The organism is Glycomyces sp. YM15 (assembly GCF_016918015.1).
In the GTDB taxonomy this organism is placed as follows: Bacteria; Actinomycetota; Actinomycetes; order Mycobacteriales; family Micromonosporaceae; genus Glycomyces.
Window position 1 is genome coordinate 239,362 of record NZ_JAERMK010000006.1, and the last position, 16,850, is coordinate 256,211.

General features: G+C 69.5%; 16 protein-coding genes. 8 read left to right on the plus strand and 8 right to left on the minus strand.

What is annotated here, in order from left to right; genetic code table 11:
• Positions 1 to 91 precede the first annotated feature (91 nt).
• The 4 genes from JHY01_RS09520 to JHY01_RS09535 form a co-directional block, all read right to left on the minus strand.
• On the minus strand, positions 92 to 604 hold the full coding sequence (locus tag JHY01_RS09520) for a DUF4190 domain-containing protein (RefSeq protein WP_205325383.1): 513 nt from the start codon (positions 602 to 604) through the stop codon (positions 92 to 94).
• Between the two features lie 117 nt (positions 605 to 721).
• Positions 722 to 1,834, minus strand: a complete 1,113-nt coding sequence (locus JHY01_RS09525) for an amidohydrolase family protein (protein WP_205325384.1) — start codon at positions 1,832 to 1,834, stop codon at positions 722 to 724.
• A 384-nt stretch (positions 1,835 to 2,218) separates the two neighbouring features.
• Entirely contained in the window at positions 2,219 to 3,760 is a 1,542-nt protein-coding gene (ffh, locus tag JHY01_RS09530) for a signal recognition particle protein (RefSeq protein ID WP_205325385.1), read from the minus strand.
• Between the two features lie 190 nt (positions 3,761 to 3,950).
• Positions 3,951 to 5,246 (minus strand): ammonium transporter, encoded by a 1,296-nt coding sequence (locus tag JHY01_RS09535; protein ID WP_205325386.1) that lies wholly within the window; start codon positions 5,244 to 5,246, stop codon positions 3,951 to 3,953.
• 492 nt (positions 5,247 to 5,738) lie between these two features.
• Here JHY01_RS09535 and JHY01_RS09540 point away from each other — a divergent pair, with 492 nt between their 5' ends.
• Together JHY01_RS09540 and JHY01_RS09545 are read left to right on the plus strand one after the other, a co-directional pair.
• On the plus strand, positions 5,739 to 6,785 hold the full coding sequence (locus JHY01_RS09540) for a LacI family DNA-binding transcriptional regulator (RefSeq protein ID WP_205325387.1): 1,047 nt from the start codon (positions 5,739 to 5,741) through the stop codon (positions 6,783 to 6,785).
• Positions 6,786 to 6,801: 16 nt separating this feature from the next.
• On the plus strand, positions 6,802 to 9,159 hold the full coding sequence (locus tag JHY01_RS09545; protein ID WP_205325388.1) for a hypothetical protein: 2,358 nt from the start codon (positions 6,802 to 6,804) through the stop codon (positions 9,157 to 9,159).
• Here the strand turns inward: JHY01_RS09545 and JHY01_RS09550 are convergent.
• Positions 9,048 to 10,055 carry an aldo/keto reductase gene (locus JHY01_RS09550; RefSeq protein WP_205325389.1) on the minus strand — a complete coding sequence of 336 codons (1,008 nt, stop codon included), beginning with the start codon at positions 10,053 to 10,055 and terminating at the stop codon, positions 9,048 to 9,050. The two genes, JHY01_RS09545 and JHY01_RS09550, sit on opposite strands and share 112 nt — an antisense overlap.
• A 173-nt stretch (positions 10,056 to 10,228) precedes the next feature.
• Here JHY01_RS09550 and mscL point away from each other — a divergent pair, with 173 nt between their 5' ends.
• The 5 genes from mscL (at position 10,229) to JHY01_RS09575 (ending at position 13,840) form a co-directional block, all read left to right on the plus strand.
• Positions 10,229 to 10,645 carry a large conductance mechanosensitive channel protein MscL gene (gene mscL / locus JHY01_RS09555; protein WP_205325390.1) on the plus strand — a complete coding sequence of 139 codons (417 nt, stop codon included), beginning with the start codon at positions 10,229 to 10,231 and terminating at the stop codon, positions 10,643 to 10,645.
• Between the two features lie 176 nt (positions 10,646 to 10,821).
• Complete coding sequence (locus JHY01_RS09560; RefSeq protein WP_205325391.1) at positions 10,822 to 11,646, plus strand: VOC family protein; 825 nt, start codon at positions 10,822 to 10,824, stop codon at positions 11,644 to 11,646.
• A 98-nt stretch (positions 11,647 to 11,744) separates the two neighbouring features.
• The gene (locus JHY01_RS09565; RefSeq protein ID WP_205325392.1) at positions 11,745 to 12,548 is read left to right on the plus strand and encodes a VOC family protein; all 804 of its coding nucleotides are present in this window, start codon (positions 11,745 to 11,747) and stop codon (positions 12,546 to 12,548) included.
• A gap of 116 nt (positions 12,549 to 12,664) precedes the next feature.
• The gene (locus tag JHY01_RS09570; RefSeq protein WP_205325393.1) at positions 12,665 to 13,063 is read left to right on the plus strand and encodes a hypothetical protein; all 399 of its coding nucleotides are present in this window, start codon (positions 12,665 to 12,667) and stop codon (positions 13,061 to 13,063) included.
• 192 nt (positions 13,064 to 13,255) lie between these two features.
• Complete coding sequence (locus tag JHY01_RS09575) at positions 13,256 to 13,840, plus strand: GNAT family N-acetyltransferase (protein WP_205325394.1); 585 nt, start codon at positions 13,256 to 13,258, stop codon at positions 13,838 to 13,840.
• A gap of 181 nt (positions 13,841 to 14,021) precedes the next feature.
• Here JHY01_RS09575 and JHY01_RS09580 read toward each other — a convergent pair whose 3' ends face one another.
• Complete coding sequence (locus tag JHY01_RS09580; RefSeq protein WP_205325395.1) at positions 14,022 to 14,372, minus strand: glyoxalase superfamily protein; 351 nt, start codon at positions 14,370 to 14,372, stop codon at positions 14,022 to 14,024.
• Positions 14,373 to 14,638: 266 nt separating this feature from the next.
• Positions 14,639 to 15,211, minus strand: coding sequence for a TetR/AcrR family transcriptional regulator (locus JHY01_RS09585; RefSeq protein ID WP_205325396.1), 573 nt, complete (start codon positions 15,209 to 15,211; stop codon positions 14,639 to 14,641).
• Positions 15,212 to 15,266: 55 nt separating this feature from the next.
• On the opposite strand from JHY01_RS09585, the gene JHY01_RS09590 reads away from it, so the two are divergent.
• Complete coding sequence (locus JHY01_RS09590; RefSeq protein WP_205325397.1) at positions 15,267 to 16,082, plus strand: SDR family oxidoreductase; 816 nt, start codon at positions 15,267 to 15,269, stop codon at positions 16,080 to 16,082.
• A gap of 383 nt (positions 16,083 to 16,465) precedes the next feature.
• On the opposite strand, the gene rpmF is transcribed toward JHY01_RS09590, so the two are convergent.
• A complete protein-coding gene (rpmF, locus tag JHY01_RS09595) occupies positions 16,466 to 16,642 on the minus strand; it encodes a 50S ribosomal protein L32 (RefSeq protein ID WP_205325398.1) in 177 nt (58 codons plus the stop codon).
• Positions 16,643 to 16,850 lie beyond the last annotated feature (208 nt).

The following is a 16,850-nucleotide window of genomic DNA, read 5'->3' on the forward strand; positions in this document are numbered from 1 at the left end:
CGTCCCGTTGGCCCACCGGCGGGGGGCCCCCCCCCCCGCACCACGGGCCGGGGCGGGGGCCGGCCCCCGCCCCGCTTCCGATGATGCTGCTTCAGTACGAGGTGGTGGCCGCGCCGGTGCCCAGCATGGTCGCGCCGACGGCGAAGAACATGATGATGCCGATCGCGGCGAGCGCGCAGACGATGATGCCGAGCACGAGCCCGGTGATCGCCTGGCCCTTACCCGCGGCCTCACCGCGGTTGATCTTCTTGAGGGCCACGCCGCCGAGGATCGCGGCGATGATGCCGAGGATCAGGCTGGCGAAGTTGATGTACGGAATGCACAGGCCCGCGACACTGATGATGCCGGTGACCATAGAACCGATCGCCATGCCCTTGGGCAGCTGCGGGCCGTAGCCGGGCGCGCCGTAGGCCGGCGGGTAGCCGGGCGCCTGCGGCGGGAGCTGCGGCGCGGGGCCGTAGCCCGGCTGCTGCGGCGCGGGACCATAACCGGGCTGCTGCGGCTGCGAGGGGTTCTGGGGCTGGGAACCGGGCTGGCTGCCGTACGGGTCGTACTGGAAGCCGCCCTGACCGGACTGGTCCGGAGGAGGCGGAGGATACGTCATCGCTATAGCTCTCTGCTCGGGCGGAAACGGCGCGGGGGGTTCACGATAGCCGACCCCCGCCACCGGTGGGGATCAGGCCGGTTCCGCAAAGCCGCAAAAGCCGCAGGTCACCGCGTTTTATTTGGGGGCCTTGAGGATTCGACCGCGCAGGACGATGAGCGCGGGCTCGCGGGCGGCCGCGAGGTCGACGCGCGGGTCGCGTTCGTAGACGACGAGGTCGCCGAGATCCGTTGGGAGGCCGAGCCATTCGCGGGCTCGCCAGGAAGCGGCGGCGACGACGTCGGCGGCCGGGATGCCCGCCTTCTCGTGCAGCAGGCGCATCTCCTCGGCGGCGAGGCCGTGGTCGATGCCGCCGCCCGCGTCAGTGCCGAGGTAGACGGGCACGCCCGCTTCCCAAGCGGCGCGCACGACCTCGGGGAAGCCCTGCTTGAGGCGGCGCATGTGGTCGGCGTAGCGGGGGAACTTGACGTCGGCCCCGGCGGCGATGTCGTCGAAGGTCTCGATGTTGATCATGGTGGGCACCAGGGCGATGCCGCGCTCGGCCATGCGGTCGAGGAGATCGGGGGCGAGGCCGGTGCCGTGCTCGACGGAGTCGACCCCCGCTTCGACGACGCACGCGACGGCCTCCTCGGAGAAGGTGTGCACGGCGACCTTCGCGCCCTCGGCCTGGGCGGCGTGGATCGCGGCGGTGAGGATCTCGGGTTCGAAGGACGGGGCGAGGTCGCCCCTGCCGCGGTCGATCCAGTCGCCGACGAGCTTGACCCAGCCGTCCCCGAGCTTCGCCTGGCGGGCCAGCGCGGCGACGGCCTCGTGGGGCTCGCATTCGAGGCCGATGCCGCGCAGATAGCGGCGGGAGGCGGCGATGTGGTGCCCGGCGCGGATGAGGCGCGGCATGCCGTTCTCGCCGACGAGTTCGGGGTAGGGGTGGGGCGATCCGGCGTCGCGAATGGCGAGGACGCCGGCGTCGCGGTCGGTGTGCGCGAGTTCGCGTGCCTGGTCGAGGCTCTCGACGGGTCTGGGGCCGCGGCGGATGCCGATGTGGCAATGGGCGTCCACGAGCCCGGGCAGGGCGAAGCCGGTGGTGGCCACGGTGCGGGCACCGGGCACGGGGTCGAAGGTGATGCGGTCCCCGTCGACGTAGACGTCGCGGACGGTGTCGTCCGGGAGCCAGACGACCCGGAGGTGCAGGGGCTCGGGTTGCTGGGGCTCGAGCGGTGCGAGTGCGTTCATCGCCTCGCAGTATCGCCCGTGGGGGCGTGGGAGTTCAACGGGGGCGCGCGGGTCGGTCGAGAAGGAGGGATGCGGGCGGGTGATCCGGGGGCGATGCGCGGCCGGGGCGGGTCGGGAACGATGGGACGGCGGCGCACTGGAAGCGGGCGGGCTGCGGCGCGGGCTCGGGCCTGCCTTACCCGCCCGGGGTGGGTAGGTCCTGCCGCCACTTTCCGCCCGAGGCCTGACAAGACTGCGCTTGCCTCGCGATCACCGTGTCGGAGAACACGTCAGCCCGATCCGCGCGGTGCGCGGACCGGGCTGCGGAGTTCGATCAGCGGTCGCCCGACCGGCGAGCGCCGCGGGCGGTTCCCGGTCGCCCGGGCGGGCGATCGGGGCCGATCGCTATTTGTCCTTCTTCTGGTCCTTGAGGAACTGCTCGAAGTCGATGTCGGGGAGGTCCCCGGCGTTGAACTGCGAGAGGTCCGGCATGCCCGGAGGCAGCTGCATGCCCGCGGGGAGCTGCGGCGCCGCGTTCTGGGCGGCCTGGCCGCCGCGGCGGACCACGGGCTTCTTCTTGGTCTTCTTGCCCTTGCGCTTGTTGTACGGCGACTTGGTGGCCTTGGTGCCGCCGCCGAGACCCATCGCGCCGGTCATGCCGCGCATCATCTTCTGCGCGTCCTTGAACCGCGACAGGAGCTGGTTGACCTCGGAGACCGTCACGCCGGAGCCGTTCGCGATGCGCAGGCGGCGCGAGCCGTTGATGAGCGAGGAGTCGCGGCGCTCGGCCGGGGTCATGGAGCGGATGATCGCGGAGGTGCGGTCGATCTGCTTGTCGTCGATGGAGTCGATCTGCTGCTTCATCTGGCCCATGCCCGGCATCATCTTGAGCACGTTGCCGATCGGGCCCATCTTGCGGATGGCCTGCATCTGCTCGAGGAAGTCCTCGAGCGTGAAGTCCTCGCCCTTGAGGAGCTTCTGGGTCATCTCCTCCTTCTGGTCCTCCTCGAACACGGCCTCGGCCTGCTCGATGAGGGTCAGCATGTCGCCCATGCCGAGGATGCGGGAGGCCATCCGGTCCGGGTGGAAGACGTCGAAGTCCTCGAGCTTCTCACCGGTGGAGGCGAACATGATCGGCTGGCCGGTCACGTGCCGCACGGAGAGCGCGGCGCCGCCGCGGGCGTCGCCGTCGAGCTTGGAGAGGACCACACCGGTGATGCCGACGCCGTCGCGGAAGGCCTCGGCGGTGTTGACCGCGTCCTGGCCGATCATGGCGTCGATGACGAAGAGGACTTCGTCGGGGTTGACGGCGGCCCGGATGTCGCGGGCCTGCTGCATCATCTCCTCGTCGATGCCGAGGCGGCCGGCGGTGTCGACGATGACGACGTCGTGGCCCTTGCGGCGGGCCTCTTCGATGGAGTCGGTGGCGACCTTGACGGGGTCGCCGACGCCGGAGCCGGCCTCGGGGGCGTAGACGGCCACGCCGGCGCGCTCGCCGAGGACCTGGAGCTGGCCGACCGCGTTGGGGCGCTGGAGGTCCGCGGCGACGAGGAGCGGGGAGTGCTCGTCGCCCTTGAGCCATTTGGCGAGCTTCCCGGCGAGCGTGGTCTTACCGGCGCCCTGGAGGCCCGCGAGCATGATGACGGTGGGGGCCTGCTTGGCGTAGTTGAGGCGCCGCGTCTCGCCGCCGAGGATGTTGACGAGCTCCTCGTTGACGATCTTGATGATCTGCTGGGCGGGGTTGAGGGCCTTGGAGACCTCGGCGCCCTTGCACCGCTGCTTCACCTCGTTGATGAAGCTCTTGACCACCGGGAGGGCGACGTCGGCCTCGAGCAGGGCGAGGCGGATCTCGCGGGCGGTGGCGTCGATGTCGGCATCGGTCAGGCGGCCTTTGCCGCGGATCGACTCGAAGATCCCGGACAGTCGATCTGACAGAGCGTCGAACACGGGCGAACCTCTCGGTGGTGCAGTGCGTGATTTCGGGCGCCATGCGGCGCGCCGGCTCATACGAGCTTAACGGGGACGGCGGCGCGGCCGCCGCCCGGTGATGCCCGGTCGGGCGTGACCTTCGCTGGGAAAGCGGAACGGCCGCCCCGGGGGGAGGCGGCCGTTCCTTGGCGGTGACGTGCGGTCAGTGTCAGACCTTCGCCGCTGCGGGCTCGTCGGCGGCCTCGGGGAGGCCGGTGCCGGTGTTGCCGTTGACGGGGAGGTCGTAGCCGGCTTCGCCGTGCTGGGCGGCGTCGATGCCCGCCAGCTCCTCTTCTTCGCTGATCCGGACACCGATGGTGAACTTGAGGATCAGGCCGATGACGAGGGCCACGACGAAGGAGTAGGCGACCACGGCCAGGACCGCGAGGGTCTGGTAGCCGAGGAAGGAGAACTCGCCGCCGTAGAAGACGCCGCTCGTGCCGCCGGTGACGTCGCCGAAGGCGAACAGGCCGACCGCGATGGAGCCCCAGATGCCGGCGACCATGTGCAGGCCGACCACGTCGAGCGAGTCGTCGTAGCCGAGCTTGTGCTTGAGGCCGATGGCGAAGGGGCAGAGGATACCGGCGACCGCGCCGATGGCGATGGCGCCCAGCGGGGTCACGTAGCCCGCGGCCGGGGTGATGGCGACCAGGCCGGCGATGACGCCGGAGCAGGCCCCGAGCACGGAGGGCTTGATGCCCCGGATGCGGTCGATGAGCAGCCAGGCGAGAATCGCGGCAGCGGTCGCGACCTGGGTGTTGAGGAGAGCCAGACCGGCGATCGCGTCGGAGACGAAGGCGGAGCCGGCGTTGAAGCCGAACCAGCCGAACCACAGCAGTCCGGTGCCGATCACGACGAGCGGCAGGTTGTGCGGGGCGAAGTTGCCGTCCTTCCAGCCGATGCGGCGGCCGACGACGAGCGCCAGGCCGAGCGCGGCGGCACCGGCGTTGGCGTGGACCGCGGTCCCGCCGGCGAAGTCGAGGACGCCGAGCTCTTCGATCCAGCCGCCGCCCCACACCCAGTAGGCGACGGGGGCGTAGACGAGGACGACCCATGCGGTGGAGAACACGACCCAAGCGGTGAACTTCATGCGGTCGGCCACGGCGCCGGCGATGAGGGCCACGGTGATGATCGCGAACATCATGCCGAAGGCGGACATGGCGCCGGCGGAGACGCCGCCGTCGACCATGCCGAGCTCGGTGACGTAGCGCAGACCGAACGCGGAGCTGACGTCCATGCTGAAGAACGGGTTGCCGCCGCCGTCACCGATGGCGATGGACTCGCCCACCAGCACCCAGACGACGGAGACGAGGCCAATGGCGACGAGGCACTTCATCATCATGTTGATGACGCTGGAAGCGCGACTCAAACCGCCGTAGAACAGGGCAAGGCCGGGAGTCATGAGCAGAACAAGGGCGGCTGAGATCAGGATCCACGCATTGTTGCCTGTATCGAGCTCGGGCATGGCCGCCTCCTCTCTCCAGAGATGGGTACGTACTGCGGGCGTTAAGGCTGTTCCGGCGTGAGGGGAGCGACGATGCTCGGGATAGGTGTTGTCACGCGCCGACCGACGAATCAGCCGGCGCGTGATGCTCCTACCTACCGGAGTGAAGCCAGCTTCACCAAGACGTGTTACGCGACCCGGGCCTGCGTGTTAAGAACTTGTCGCCAAAGATTTCGAGTGTGTGAACTCGGCCTCACAAGACTCCTTGAGACCGCTACCGGAGGAACTGGAGGGCCGCTTGTGCCGTTTGGGGCATTCGCGGGGTCGTCCGGAACCGTTACCTCGGCATGACCCCACTGTTGCGAAACTGTGTTGTACTGTGATGGACCCATAACCAAAGTGATCGTTAACATCACTCGGCGTATCGTCGTATGGGACTGCGGCCACACTAGGACTGGGACGGCCTGGTCCCCTGGGACGGCCTGCGACGAACAAAGAAAGAGACCTACAGCGATGGCGCAACCGAAGAAGGCAGCCAGTATCTGGGATGTGGCGAGACTGGCCGGGGTCTCCCACCAGACCGTCTCCCGCGTCGTCAACGGCTCCCCGCGGGTCGCCGCGGCCACCCGGGACAAGGTCCTGGAGGCCATCGCCGAGCTGGGCTACCGGCCCAACCGGCTGGCCCGGAGCCTCGCGGGCGGCGCGATCGAGTCCGTCACGGTGCTCGCCGCCGACACCTCTCTCTACGGGCCCGAGGCCGCCCTGCGCGGCATCGAGAAGGCCGCCCGGTCGCTCGACTGGAGCGTCCAGATCTCCGTGCTCGACCCGGCCGACACCCATTCGGACGCCGACATCGTGGCGCGGCTCCCCCGCGCCGGCGAGCCGACGATCATCATGGCCCACGACGAGCCCGGCATGCGGGCCAAGCAGGTCCTGCTCGACACGCAGCCGCAGGCGATGGTCGCGATAGGGCCCTACACCGCCGAGGAGCTCGCCGCCTCGCCGTGGCTGGTCGGCATGGACGACGGCAAGGCCGCGGCCGAGGCCACCCGCTACCTGCTGGACCTGGGCCACGAGACCGTGCATCACCTGGCGATCCCGACCTCGACGGGCACCTTCGGCGGCGGCAAGGCCCACCGCGCGGAGGGCTGGTCGCGGACCCTGCGCGAGGCCGGGCGCGAAGTACCCGAAGCGGTGCCCTCCGGGTGGACGTTCGCCGAGGCGTTCAAGGCGGTCCAGCCGCTCATCGCCGACCGCTCGGTGACCGCGATCCTCTGCGGCAACGACCACCTCGCCCTCGCGACCCTCCGCGCCGCGCATCTCGCCGGGCGCGAGGTCCCCGGCGACCTCTCCATCGTCGGCTTCGACAACACGCCGTTCACCGCGTACACCACCCCCGCGCTGACCACCGTCAACCAGGACTTCGAAAGCGTGGGCCGCGGCGCGTTCGAGCTGCTGCGCCACCGCGTCGACAGCACGAACCCGCGGCCGAAGCCGAGCTGGCCCGAACCCGAACTCATCGTCCGCGAGACCTCGGGCCCGCCCCGCTCCCGATCCTGATTCGAAAGGCCCGGCAATGGCCCTCACCCCCCTCCCCCAGGGGGCGGCCCGCCTCATCGCGGACTTCGCCGCCCCGACCGGTCCGGTGCTGCACGGCGCGGCCGGGTCCCTGTACGGCGTCTCGGAGGACGGCGTGCCCGGCGACGAGCTGCTGGACGCGCTCGACATCACCACGCTCGCGGTGAAGCCCGACGGCGGCGCGCAGCACCCGGGCGGCGACGCGTCCGGCGTCGTGAACGCCCTGCGCCGGGGCGGCGACGGCCTCGCCTTCGTGTACCTGCAGGACCTGTTCGTCAAGTGGCCGTACGAGGACGTGGGCATCGACATCTACCACGAGCGGCTGTGCGCGGTCGTCCCTCCGATGCTCACCCCCGAGAACGCCGGGCGCCTGGTCTGGGTGCCGTTCAACGAACCGGACTGGATCTGGTACTCGCTCAAGGAGAACGCGCCCGCGAAGTTCGACCGGTTCCTCGCCGACTGGATCACCACGGTGCAGCTGCTGCGCGGGCTCGCGCCCGGCGTGCCGATCGCCGGACCGAACGAGGCGTACTACCATCCCGAGTTCCTCCCGCACTTCCTCAGGCGCGCACGCGACACCGGGACGCTCCCCGAGTGGATCACCTGGCACGAGCTCTCACCGCGGTCGCTCGCGGAGTTCCGCGGCCACTACGCCGCCTACCGGGGCCTGGAGCGGGCCCTCGGCATCTCGCCGCGCCGCGTGAACATCGACGAGTACGGGAACAACCGCGACCTCTCCGTTCCCGGGCAGCTCGTGCAGTGGGCGGCGATGTTCGAGGAGGCGAAGGTCCACGCCGACATGGCGTACTGGACCGCCGCCGGGAGCTACTCGGGCGCGGCCCCGCAGCCGAACCTGCCGAACGGCGCGTGGTGGTTCCTCAAGGCCTACTCGGGGATGACCGGCCAGACCGTGCGCGTCGACCCGCCCCATCCAGACACGGTGGACACGCTGCAGGGGATCGCGAGCCTGGACGCCGGGCGGCGCACCGCGCAGATCCTCGCCGGCGGCACGGTCGAGGACTTCACCGTCGCCGCGACGGGACTCGACCCCGAGTTCTGGGGCGAGCGCGTCACCGCCACCGTGCACCGCATCGACTGGACCGGCTACGAGGGCGCCTCGGGCCCGCCCCAGCCGATCGCGCAGTACGTGGGCCACCCTGCGGACCTCGAGATCCCGGTCTACGGTCCCGACCGCATGGCCGCCTACTGGATCACGATCACCCCCGGCGAGGCCGCCGTGATCGGCCCGCCGCCGTGGAAGGGCCAGTGGGACGCCGAGGCCGCCGACATCACCTCCGGCGAGATCACCAGGCACGGCCACGCCGACGACGGCAACGCCTTCGCCGCCTCCGGCGAACACGACGTGTGCGGTCTGAACCTCACCGACTCGGCCGTCGTCTTCCAGGTCGAGGTCCCCGATGCGGGCGAATACGACCTCGCCGTCTTCTACTCCCACATGTACGGCCGCGGCGCCGAGGCCACCGAGCCCCAACCCGCGCAACAGGTCCTCACCGTCAACGGCGCGGAGCGCCTCCTCGACTACCCGAGCACCATGAACTGGGGCCACCGCTCGATCGTGCGCGTCCCGCTCACCCTTCGGGCCGGCGCGAACACCGTCGAGCTCTCCAAGTCCGGGGCGATCGGCACCGCCCGCGGCGAGGTCGCCCTCGACAAGATCGAACTCACCGAACGCCGCGGCGGCCGCGTCTCCTACGACGCCGCCTTCGCCCGCCCGCACGCCGACGGCCTCGTCTTCGACCTGTACGCGGCCGAAGCGGGCTACCACCGCATCGAAGGCGCGGACACCGCGATCCTCGCCGGGCCGCAGAACCAGGACGCACCTGTAGACCTCGCCCGGCCCGTGTTCCTCCACGCCGGGGTCAACCGGCTGCGCACCGCGCCGATCACCGGGCCCCTCCTCGTCGCCCCCGCCACCGGACCGAGACCGACCGAAGTGGACGCCGCCGAGGTGACCCGCAGCGGCGGGTCCTGCCTCGTCGTCAACGACTTCGCCCACCGCGGCCACGTGATCGGCTGGAACGGCCGCGGCGCCACCGCCGCCATCGAAGTCGACGCCGTCCAAGGCCCCCACATGCTCCTCGTCAGCTACGCGAACGGCGAACGCGGCGAAGGGCACGAGTACAACATCGACATCGTCACCCGCCACTGCGGCATCACCGTCAACGGCAAGGACGCGGGCACCTACCCCATGCGCGGCACCTGGACCTGGAACGACTTCTGGACCTACCCCGTCATCATCGACCTCGCAGAAGGCCGCAACACCATCGTCTTCGCCAACCCCGACGGTCCCACCGCCGAATTCGAACGCTTCCGCATCGCCCCGCTCAACCCCTGAAGGGGACGAGAAGGCCCGCGCCGGAACGGCGCGGGCCCGCGCGTCATGCGCGAGGCCGAGGCCCGGGCGGTCAACGCCGCGGACTGGTGGTCGGTGAGCGCCAGGTCGCGCGCGCCCACGTTCTCCTCCAAGTGCGCGATCGAACTCGTGCCGGGAATCGGCACGATGTTGTCCGAGCGGCGCAGCAGCCACGCCAGCGCCGTCTGCGCCGGGGTCGCGCCGATCTCGGCCGCGATCTTGCCGACCGGCCCGTCGGGCCCGGCGTGCTCGCCCGCGGCGATCGGGAACCACGGAATGAAGGCGATGCCCTGCTCGGCGGTGTAGTCGAGCACGGCCTCGCTCTGGCGGTCGACGAGGTTGTACAGGTTCTGGACGCTCGCGATCGGGGCGACCGCCTGGGCTTCCTTGAGCTGGTCGACGGTGACCTCGGAGAGGCCGATGTGGCGGATCTTGCCCTGGCGCTGGAGTTCGGCGAGGGTCTCGATCTGGTCGGCGATCGGCAGGCTCAGGTCGAGGCGGTGGATCTGGTAGAGGTCGATGGTCTCGACGCCGAGGCGGCGCAGGCTGAGTTCGACCTGCTGGCGGATGTAGCCGGGGTTGCCCACGGCGACCCATTCCGCGGGCGAGGGGCGGGTGTTGCCGCCCTTGGTGGCGATCACGACGCCGTCCGCGTAGGGGCGCAGGGCTTCGGCGATGAGCTTCTCGTTGTCGCCGAGCGCGTAGGCGTCGGCGGTGTCGATGAAGTCGACGCCCAGCTCGACGGCGCGGCGCAGGACGGCGACGGCGCTCGCGCGGTCCCGCGGCGGGGTGAAGATGCCCGGGTCGCCGGTCAGGCGCATCGCGCCGTAGCCGAGCCGGTTCACCTGGAGGTCGCCGCCGATCACGATGTCGCTCATGGGGTATGCCTTTCACGCAGTGCTACGGTGCCGCGGCCGGGGAGTCCGGCCGCGTTCGGGTGCAACCGCTTGACCGGCCGGTTTGTTCCCTTCCGGGTGATGTCTCGTGCGCCACGTCGACACAGGCTTTCGCGACTGCGGTTCCTGAGCAGGGGGATGCGAGACTCTTGGGCATGATCAAAGGTTTCAAAGATTTTCTGATGCGCGGCAATGTGGTGGAGCTTGCCGTGGCGGTCGTCATGGGCGCGGCGATGACGGCGCTCGTGGCCTCGTTCGGCGCGGCGTTCCTCAATCCGCTGATCACGCTGGTCACGGGCGGGGCCGAAGTCGGCGGCGAGTTCACGGTGAACGGCGTCGTGTTCCCGTACGGCGTGTTCCTGAACGGCGTCCTGGTGTTCTTCCTGACCGCGGTGGCGGTGTACTTCGTGGTCGTGCTGCCGATGAACAAGCTCCGCGAGCGGTTCGCGCCGAAGGCCGAGGAGGTCGACGAGGTGCACGCGGTGGCGGAGATCGAAGTGCTGATGGAGATCCGCGATCTGCTGCGGCAGCAGCAGGGCCGCGATGTGCTGCGGCAGCAGAACCGGAGCTAACGCGTTCGGGGTCCGCCGGTGCTCGTCGCCGGCGGGCCTCGGCGTTTCCGGGCCGCGGCGGGCGGGTAACCGCCGGATCCTGCCTCGCACCGGCCGGGGTCGGCTCGTCGGAGGCCTTGCCTGCGTCGTACCCCCGTGGGACGGTGGGGGTGACCCGACTTGAGAAGGACCGCCGCATGCCAACCGAGATTCCGCTGGGAGCCCCGATCTGGGCCGATGCGAACACCCCTGATCTGGCCCGTGACTTGGACTTCTATATGCGCTTGTTCAAGTGGACGAGTTTCGGCACCGGGGAGGAGTTCGGGCATTACACCGAGCTGTGCCTGGGTTCGACGGTGTCGGTGGCGCGTGCCGTGGGCGGGCTCGCCCCGAACCCGCCGAGCACCCCGGAGGCGTTGTCCGAGTGGGGGGTCGCGTTCCATGTGGCCGACTGCTTCCAGGCGGCGGCGGACGCGGAGAAGCTGGGCGCCCACATCGTCAGCCATCCGGTGCGGGTGGGCGACGACCTGGTGTACGCGGCGTTGAAGGACCCTGACGGCGGGGCGTTCGGCCTGTTCGAGCCGATGAGCGAGCACGTGGGGTTCACGGCGTACGGGGAGCCGGGCGCGGCGGTGTGGTTCGAATACGTGTACGACGGCGCGCCGGTCGAGGCGATGCAGTTCTACTCGGAACTGCTGAACTGGTCGGTGAAGACGCCGGGTGAGGACGAGGCGTCGCACGACGCGCCGTACGTGGGGCTGTGGACGCACCACCACGGCCTGACCGGGTCCGCGGTGGAGTTCGGCGGGGCGCGGATGACGCTCGGGCCGGAGCTGCGGATGAAGCCGCATTGGCTGGTGTGCTTCGGCACCGACTCGGTGGACCTGACGGCCGCGAAGGCGGTCGACCTGGGCGGCCGGGTGGCGGTGGCGCCGGTGGACGACCCGGGCGGTCGCATGGCGGTCCTGGTGTCGCCCACGGGAGCGCACTTCACGATCATGTCGAGCAAGAAGATGGACTGAGCCCCGCCGACCGCTGCGCGGGAAATCCTGCGGCCGTCGGGGGCGCGTGGGACGGTGTGGGAGCGTCAGTTTCCCGTTCTGCGAAGGAGCAGCCCGCCATGACCTCGATCCCGATCGGAGCACCCGTCTGGTCCGATGCCCTGTCCTCGGATCTCGCCTCCGACGTCCCGTTCTACGAGCGCCTGTTCGGTTGGGCGTCGACGGACGCGGGCGAGGACTTCGGCCATTACACGACCTTCTCGATCCCGGAGGATTCCGGCCCTGACCGCCCCGTCACGGGCGTCATGCCGTGCCCGCCGGGAATGGAGGCGTCGCGGATCTGGAACCTCCAGTTCAGGGTCGAGGACTGCGACGCCGCGACAGAGAAGGCCCGGCGGCTCGGCGGCGCGGTCGCGGCGGAGCCGCAGGACGTGGGCGACATGCTCCGCTTCTCGATGGTCAACGACCCGAACGGCGCTTCGTTCGGCCTGGTCGAGACGAAGGAGCCGGGCACCGGCTTCGGCGCCTGGGGCGAGCCGAACAGCGTCTCGTGGGTCGAGTACCGCTACGACGGCGTGCCCGCGGAGGCGATGAAGTTCTACGCGGACTTGTTGGGGTGGAACGTGAAGACGCCGCCTTGGGAGGCCGCGTCGAATCCGAAGCCGTACGCGGCGTTGAGCGCGGCCGGGAGCGAGCGCGAGTTCGGCGGCTGCCACGCGGCGGAGGGCTGGGAGCTGAGCCTCCCTCCCCAGTGGAACGTGATGGTCGCGGTGGACGACGTCGACCGCGTCTGCGAGCGGGCGGTCGACCTGGGCGGTGCCGTTGTCGGCGAGCCGATGGACGTGCCGGGCCTGAGGATCGCGGGCATCGCGACGCCGACGGGCACCGTGGTGGGTGTTCAGTCGCCTCGGTCATGGGAGTAGTAGGGCAGCAAGCGAAGGCCGGGCCACGGATGCAGTGGCCCGGCCTTCGCCGTCTAACGCCGTCGTCGCGAGGAGCGCCGCCCACCGCTGTGGATTCGCGGCGGTAGCCTCGGGCGATGACCCCGCGACGAGTCCTGCTCACCTGGCTGGCCGCGCTGGCGTTCGGATCGGGACTGCTGGCGCTGCCCGACACCGGCGAACCCGTGTTCCGGATCAGCCGCACGCACGGGCCGGGCCCGCTCGACCTGGTCGGCATCGCCTGCCTCGGCTTCGGGGTGGTCGTCTTGTGGTGGTGGCTGATCCGCCGCCGCCGCACGATCGCCGACCGGCTCGGGCACGCCGGTCTGCTCGCGCTGGCACTCGGGTTGGCGCTGGGAATCGCCGAAGTGGCATGGTCGGTGCTGGCCGATAACGGGCCGTGGTGGATCGTCGGAGCGAGCCTCGCGATGGCGGTGCAGCTCGCCGCGTTGGCCGCGAGTGCCGATTCGTCCAGGTCGGGGCGGTCGCGGCGCTGACCGGCGGTCGCAGGGAAGCCAGTGGTCTTCTCGGATCATTTCGAGGATCAGGTCCTGGTCGAGTTCAGGTCCGCCTCGTCGTTCGGCGATCGAACACCTCTCGCAGCTTGCGCCGGGAGAGCGGCAATGAGTGAGGCTCGTCTCTTATCGCGAAGAACTGCCTATTGCAAGATAGATGCAATAATGGCGCACATGTCAGATTTCGCACTCTCACGAGGCACCAGGGGTGTAGTGGGTTACGTTCTGCGACAAGCGGAACCGGAGGATCTCCCGGGCGCCCGCTCGGTGATGCTCGACACCGTCTACCGGGATTTCGGGCACGGGTACCTACCGCAATGGCACTCCGACATCATCGATCTCGAATCGTATTACCTTGCGCCCGAAGACAACACACTGTTCGTTGCGGTTCACGACGGCGAGGTCGCGGGCACGGCCGGCGTGCGCGGGCAGACGCCGGTGTCGCCGCCGCACCCGCTCGAGGTGACGAACCGCTTCGAGGAGGGGCGCACGGCCACGCTGTACCGCGTCTACGTGCAGCCCGAGCACCGGCGGCGCGGGCTGGCGGGCGCGCTGGTCGACGCTTGCATGGAGTTCATCGCCGACCGCGAGCGCTACAGCGGGGTGTACCTCCACACGGACGCGCGCACCCCGGGCGCAGTCGAGTTCTGGTCCAAGCGCGGCACGATCCTGTTCGACGAGCGGGTGGCCGTGAACGAAATGCGCACCGAATCCGTCGCGTTCCAGAACATCCACTTCGAACTGGAGATCCCGCGCTAACCGAACCATGCGCCCAGCTGATGCCCGCTACCTGTGGTAGCGCCACAGTGTCTGACCCGTGTTGGGGTGCGGGCTTTTCGGTTGGCCGGAGGCGGATGCGGGTGGGAAGGGGCATGCCCTATGCGCCCGCCGGGGCGCAATCGCGACCCGACCCCCCGACCTCGGTTCCGGTCCGGGCCCTTCAGCTTCGCGGCTTGCCGATCCTCAGACGATTGCCGTCGGGATCGCGTAGCTCGAGTTCCCGCGTGCCCCATTCCATGTCCGCGGCCGGGATCCCGAACTCCGCCGCCACCGCGTCGACGTCCTTGACCCGCAGGTAGATCACGCCGTCCGGGTGCGCGTCCCCCTCGTGCTCCGATAGGAAGAGCCGCACCTGCCCGCGTGCGACCTCCACGAAGAGCGGGAATCCCGGCTCGAATCGGTGCTCCCATTGCTTCGTGAACCCCAGTCGCTCGTACCACGGCAGCGCAGCCGTCGCGTCCGCGACGCGGAGGATCGGAATCGCCTGCTCGATCGTCTCGTTCTCAGCCATGCACCCGATCCTCGCATCCGCCTCTGACATTCCCGCCCGAATCGGCGGGACTCGCGGGCCCTAGCGCGACAGCTGTGTATCGCTGTGCTACTTACGATTTCAAGTGCCCAGTCGCATCATCAACGGGTTGGTTCGGGCTCCTGGCTGCTGATCGGGGGAGGCCGCAGCCGGCCCTGTCCTTGCTCACCAGGAGGTGAGGGGCCCGGTCAGTCGGCCGAGATCGTTGCGCTCGCTGCGTCGAGTGGAACACCGGGCGACAGCCGCAGTCAGGCCAGAACACCTCGGGTGATCTGGTCGGCGAGGCCGTGGCGGAAGTGCGGGTCGGCCGCGTCGGCCCCGGACATCGCTCGGCCCAGCACGCCTACCAGGACTGCGCCGACGACGGCGTTCGCCGCGTCGGTCGCGTCCTCGAGGATGAACGAGCCCGAGTTTCGCCCTTCGGCGAGCAGCGCCCGCAACGGCCTGAGGATCCAAGTGTCGTTGGCTTGGAGCGCTTCGCGCATCTGACCGGCGTCCCCGAAGGAACCGAGCATTCCCGCGCAGACGCCGGGGTGGCCTCCCAGATACTCGATCATGGCGCTCACGCTCGCCCGAAGCCGATGCTCCGGGGGTGCCGCCGGGTCCGTCGCGGCCTCGACCGCGCGCGCTCCGGCTTCGGCGTGGGCGCTCAGCAGGAAGGCGAGCAGGTCTTCCCGACCCGAGAAGTAGTAGTAGAGCGTCGCCCGCGAGGCCCCGACGAGTTGCGCGATGTCCTGCAGTCGCATCGGCGGTTCGGTGCGCAGCACCTGCTCGGTCACCGCGAGCAGCTTGTCGGCGAGATCTGGAGAGGGCGTCTTCACGTCGCAGAAGTCTACCTCGTTGCATTCGACCAAGTTTTGGATTACAGTCTAAATCATGATTCATATTGCATCCTATGGCCCATGGGCCGTCGTCACCGGCGCCTCCTCGGGCATCGGCCGGGCCTTCGCCCGCCACCTCGCCGAAGGCGGCCTCAACCTCGTCCTGTCGGCACGCTCGACCGAAGAGATCGACTCGCTGGGAAGGGAACTCGCATACCGCCACGGCATCGCCTTCCGGACGGTCACCGCCGACCTGCGTGATCCCGGGGCGGTGTCTCTCATCGCCGAGGCGACCGCCGACCTCGATGTCGGTCTGCTCGTCTCCAACGCCGGAGCCGGACGTCCCGGCCGCCTGCTCGAACAGTCACTGGAGACGCTGCACGGCCGATTCACGCTCAACGCCGTCAGCCACCTCGATCTCGTTCACGAGTTCGGGCGCCGCTTCGGTAAGCGGAGGAGAAGCGGCATCATCCTCATCTCCGCGCTCGGCGCCGGGCCCGGCATTCCCTACATGGCGCACGACGCCGCCTCGAAGGCCTATGTCCTCAGCCTCGGAGGGGCCCTTCACAACGAGTTCGCCCCGGACGGAGTCGCTGTCACGGTGGTACAGCCGGGCAATGTCGACACACCGGTGATCGACGCCTACGGAATCGACCGCTCCATGTTCCCGATCCGCCCCTTGGCAACGGACCGGGCCGTCCGCGGCGCGGTGAAGGCTTTTCTGAAGGGACGGGCCGTTCACATCCCGGGCCGGAGGATGGCGCTGCTCAGCACGCTCATGCCGCGTGCGATGTCCGTGTGGGTCAACGGCCGCATGATGGGCGCCGCCGCCCGCAACCTCGCCGAACGCGAAGCTCTCGCAAGTCGGTAGCGCCCACGCCGCGGTTCCGGTTCCGGAGCCGCGGCGCCGGACCGGGAAGCGTGCCGACGGCTTCGGTCAGGGGTAGGTCGGGTCGGCTCCTCGTCTCACCAGGCTTCGGTGCGCTCAGAGGCCTTTGGGGTCGGCGGGGCCATCCCCGCGTCGCTGCACACCACGGCGATGGCGTCGCTGAAGGCGGTCGCGGTCGATGCCGCTACGACACCGATACCATGAGCGCCGAGCGCGCCCACCGCTTACGGAATACCGCGCATCGACCTCGACCTCTTGGTGTGAACCACCAAGTGCCGCAGCAGTACTGGCACGACCGCTGTATTTCGTTGTGCAGCAAGTGATCTTGCATCATGCTCATGGTGGATGATGTTGCAGCTGTCGTACTAGGGCTCGAGCACTTGGCGGCCCTTGTACTGGCCGCAGTGGGTGCAGAGGTGGTGCGGACGGATCATTTCCTTCCGAGGGCACGGGCACACCTGCAGCACAGGCGCCTCGGCCTTCCACTGCGAGCGGCGTTTGCGGGTGTTGGAGCGCGAGAGGCGCCGTTTCGGAGCTGCCATGTCGCGATCTTAACGGAAACGGTTTTCATTACAGAGATCGGGTGCGGTCTCCCGGAGACACGCGAAAGGCCGCCCCGGCGGCTTGGGTTCTAGGAGTCGTTGCAACACCTTGATCTACAAGGGATTGCGATGGACTTCCAGATCCGTCAGAACCGGACCAAAGCTCAGGGCCCGAGGAAGCTGACCGCGGAGCGGCATGCTTTCCTGC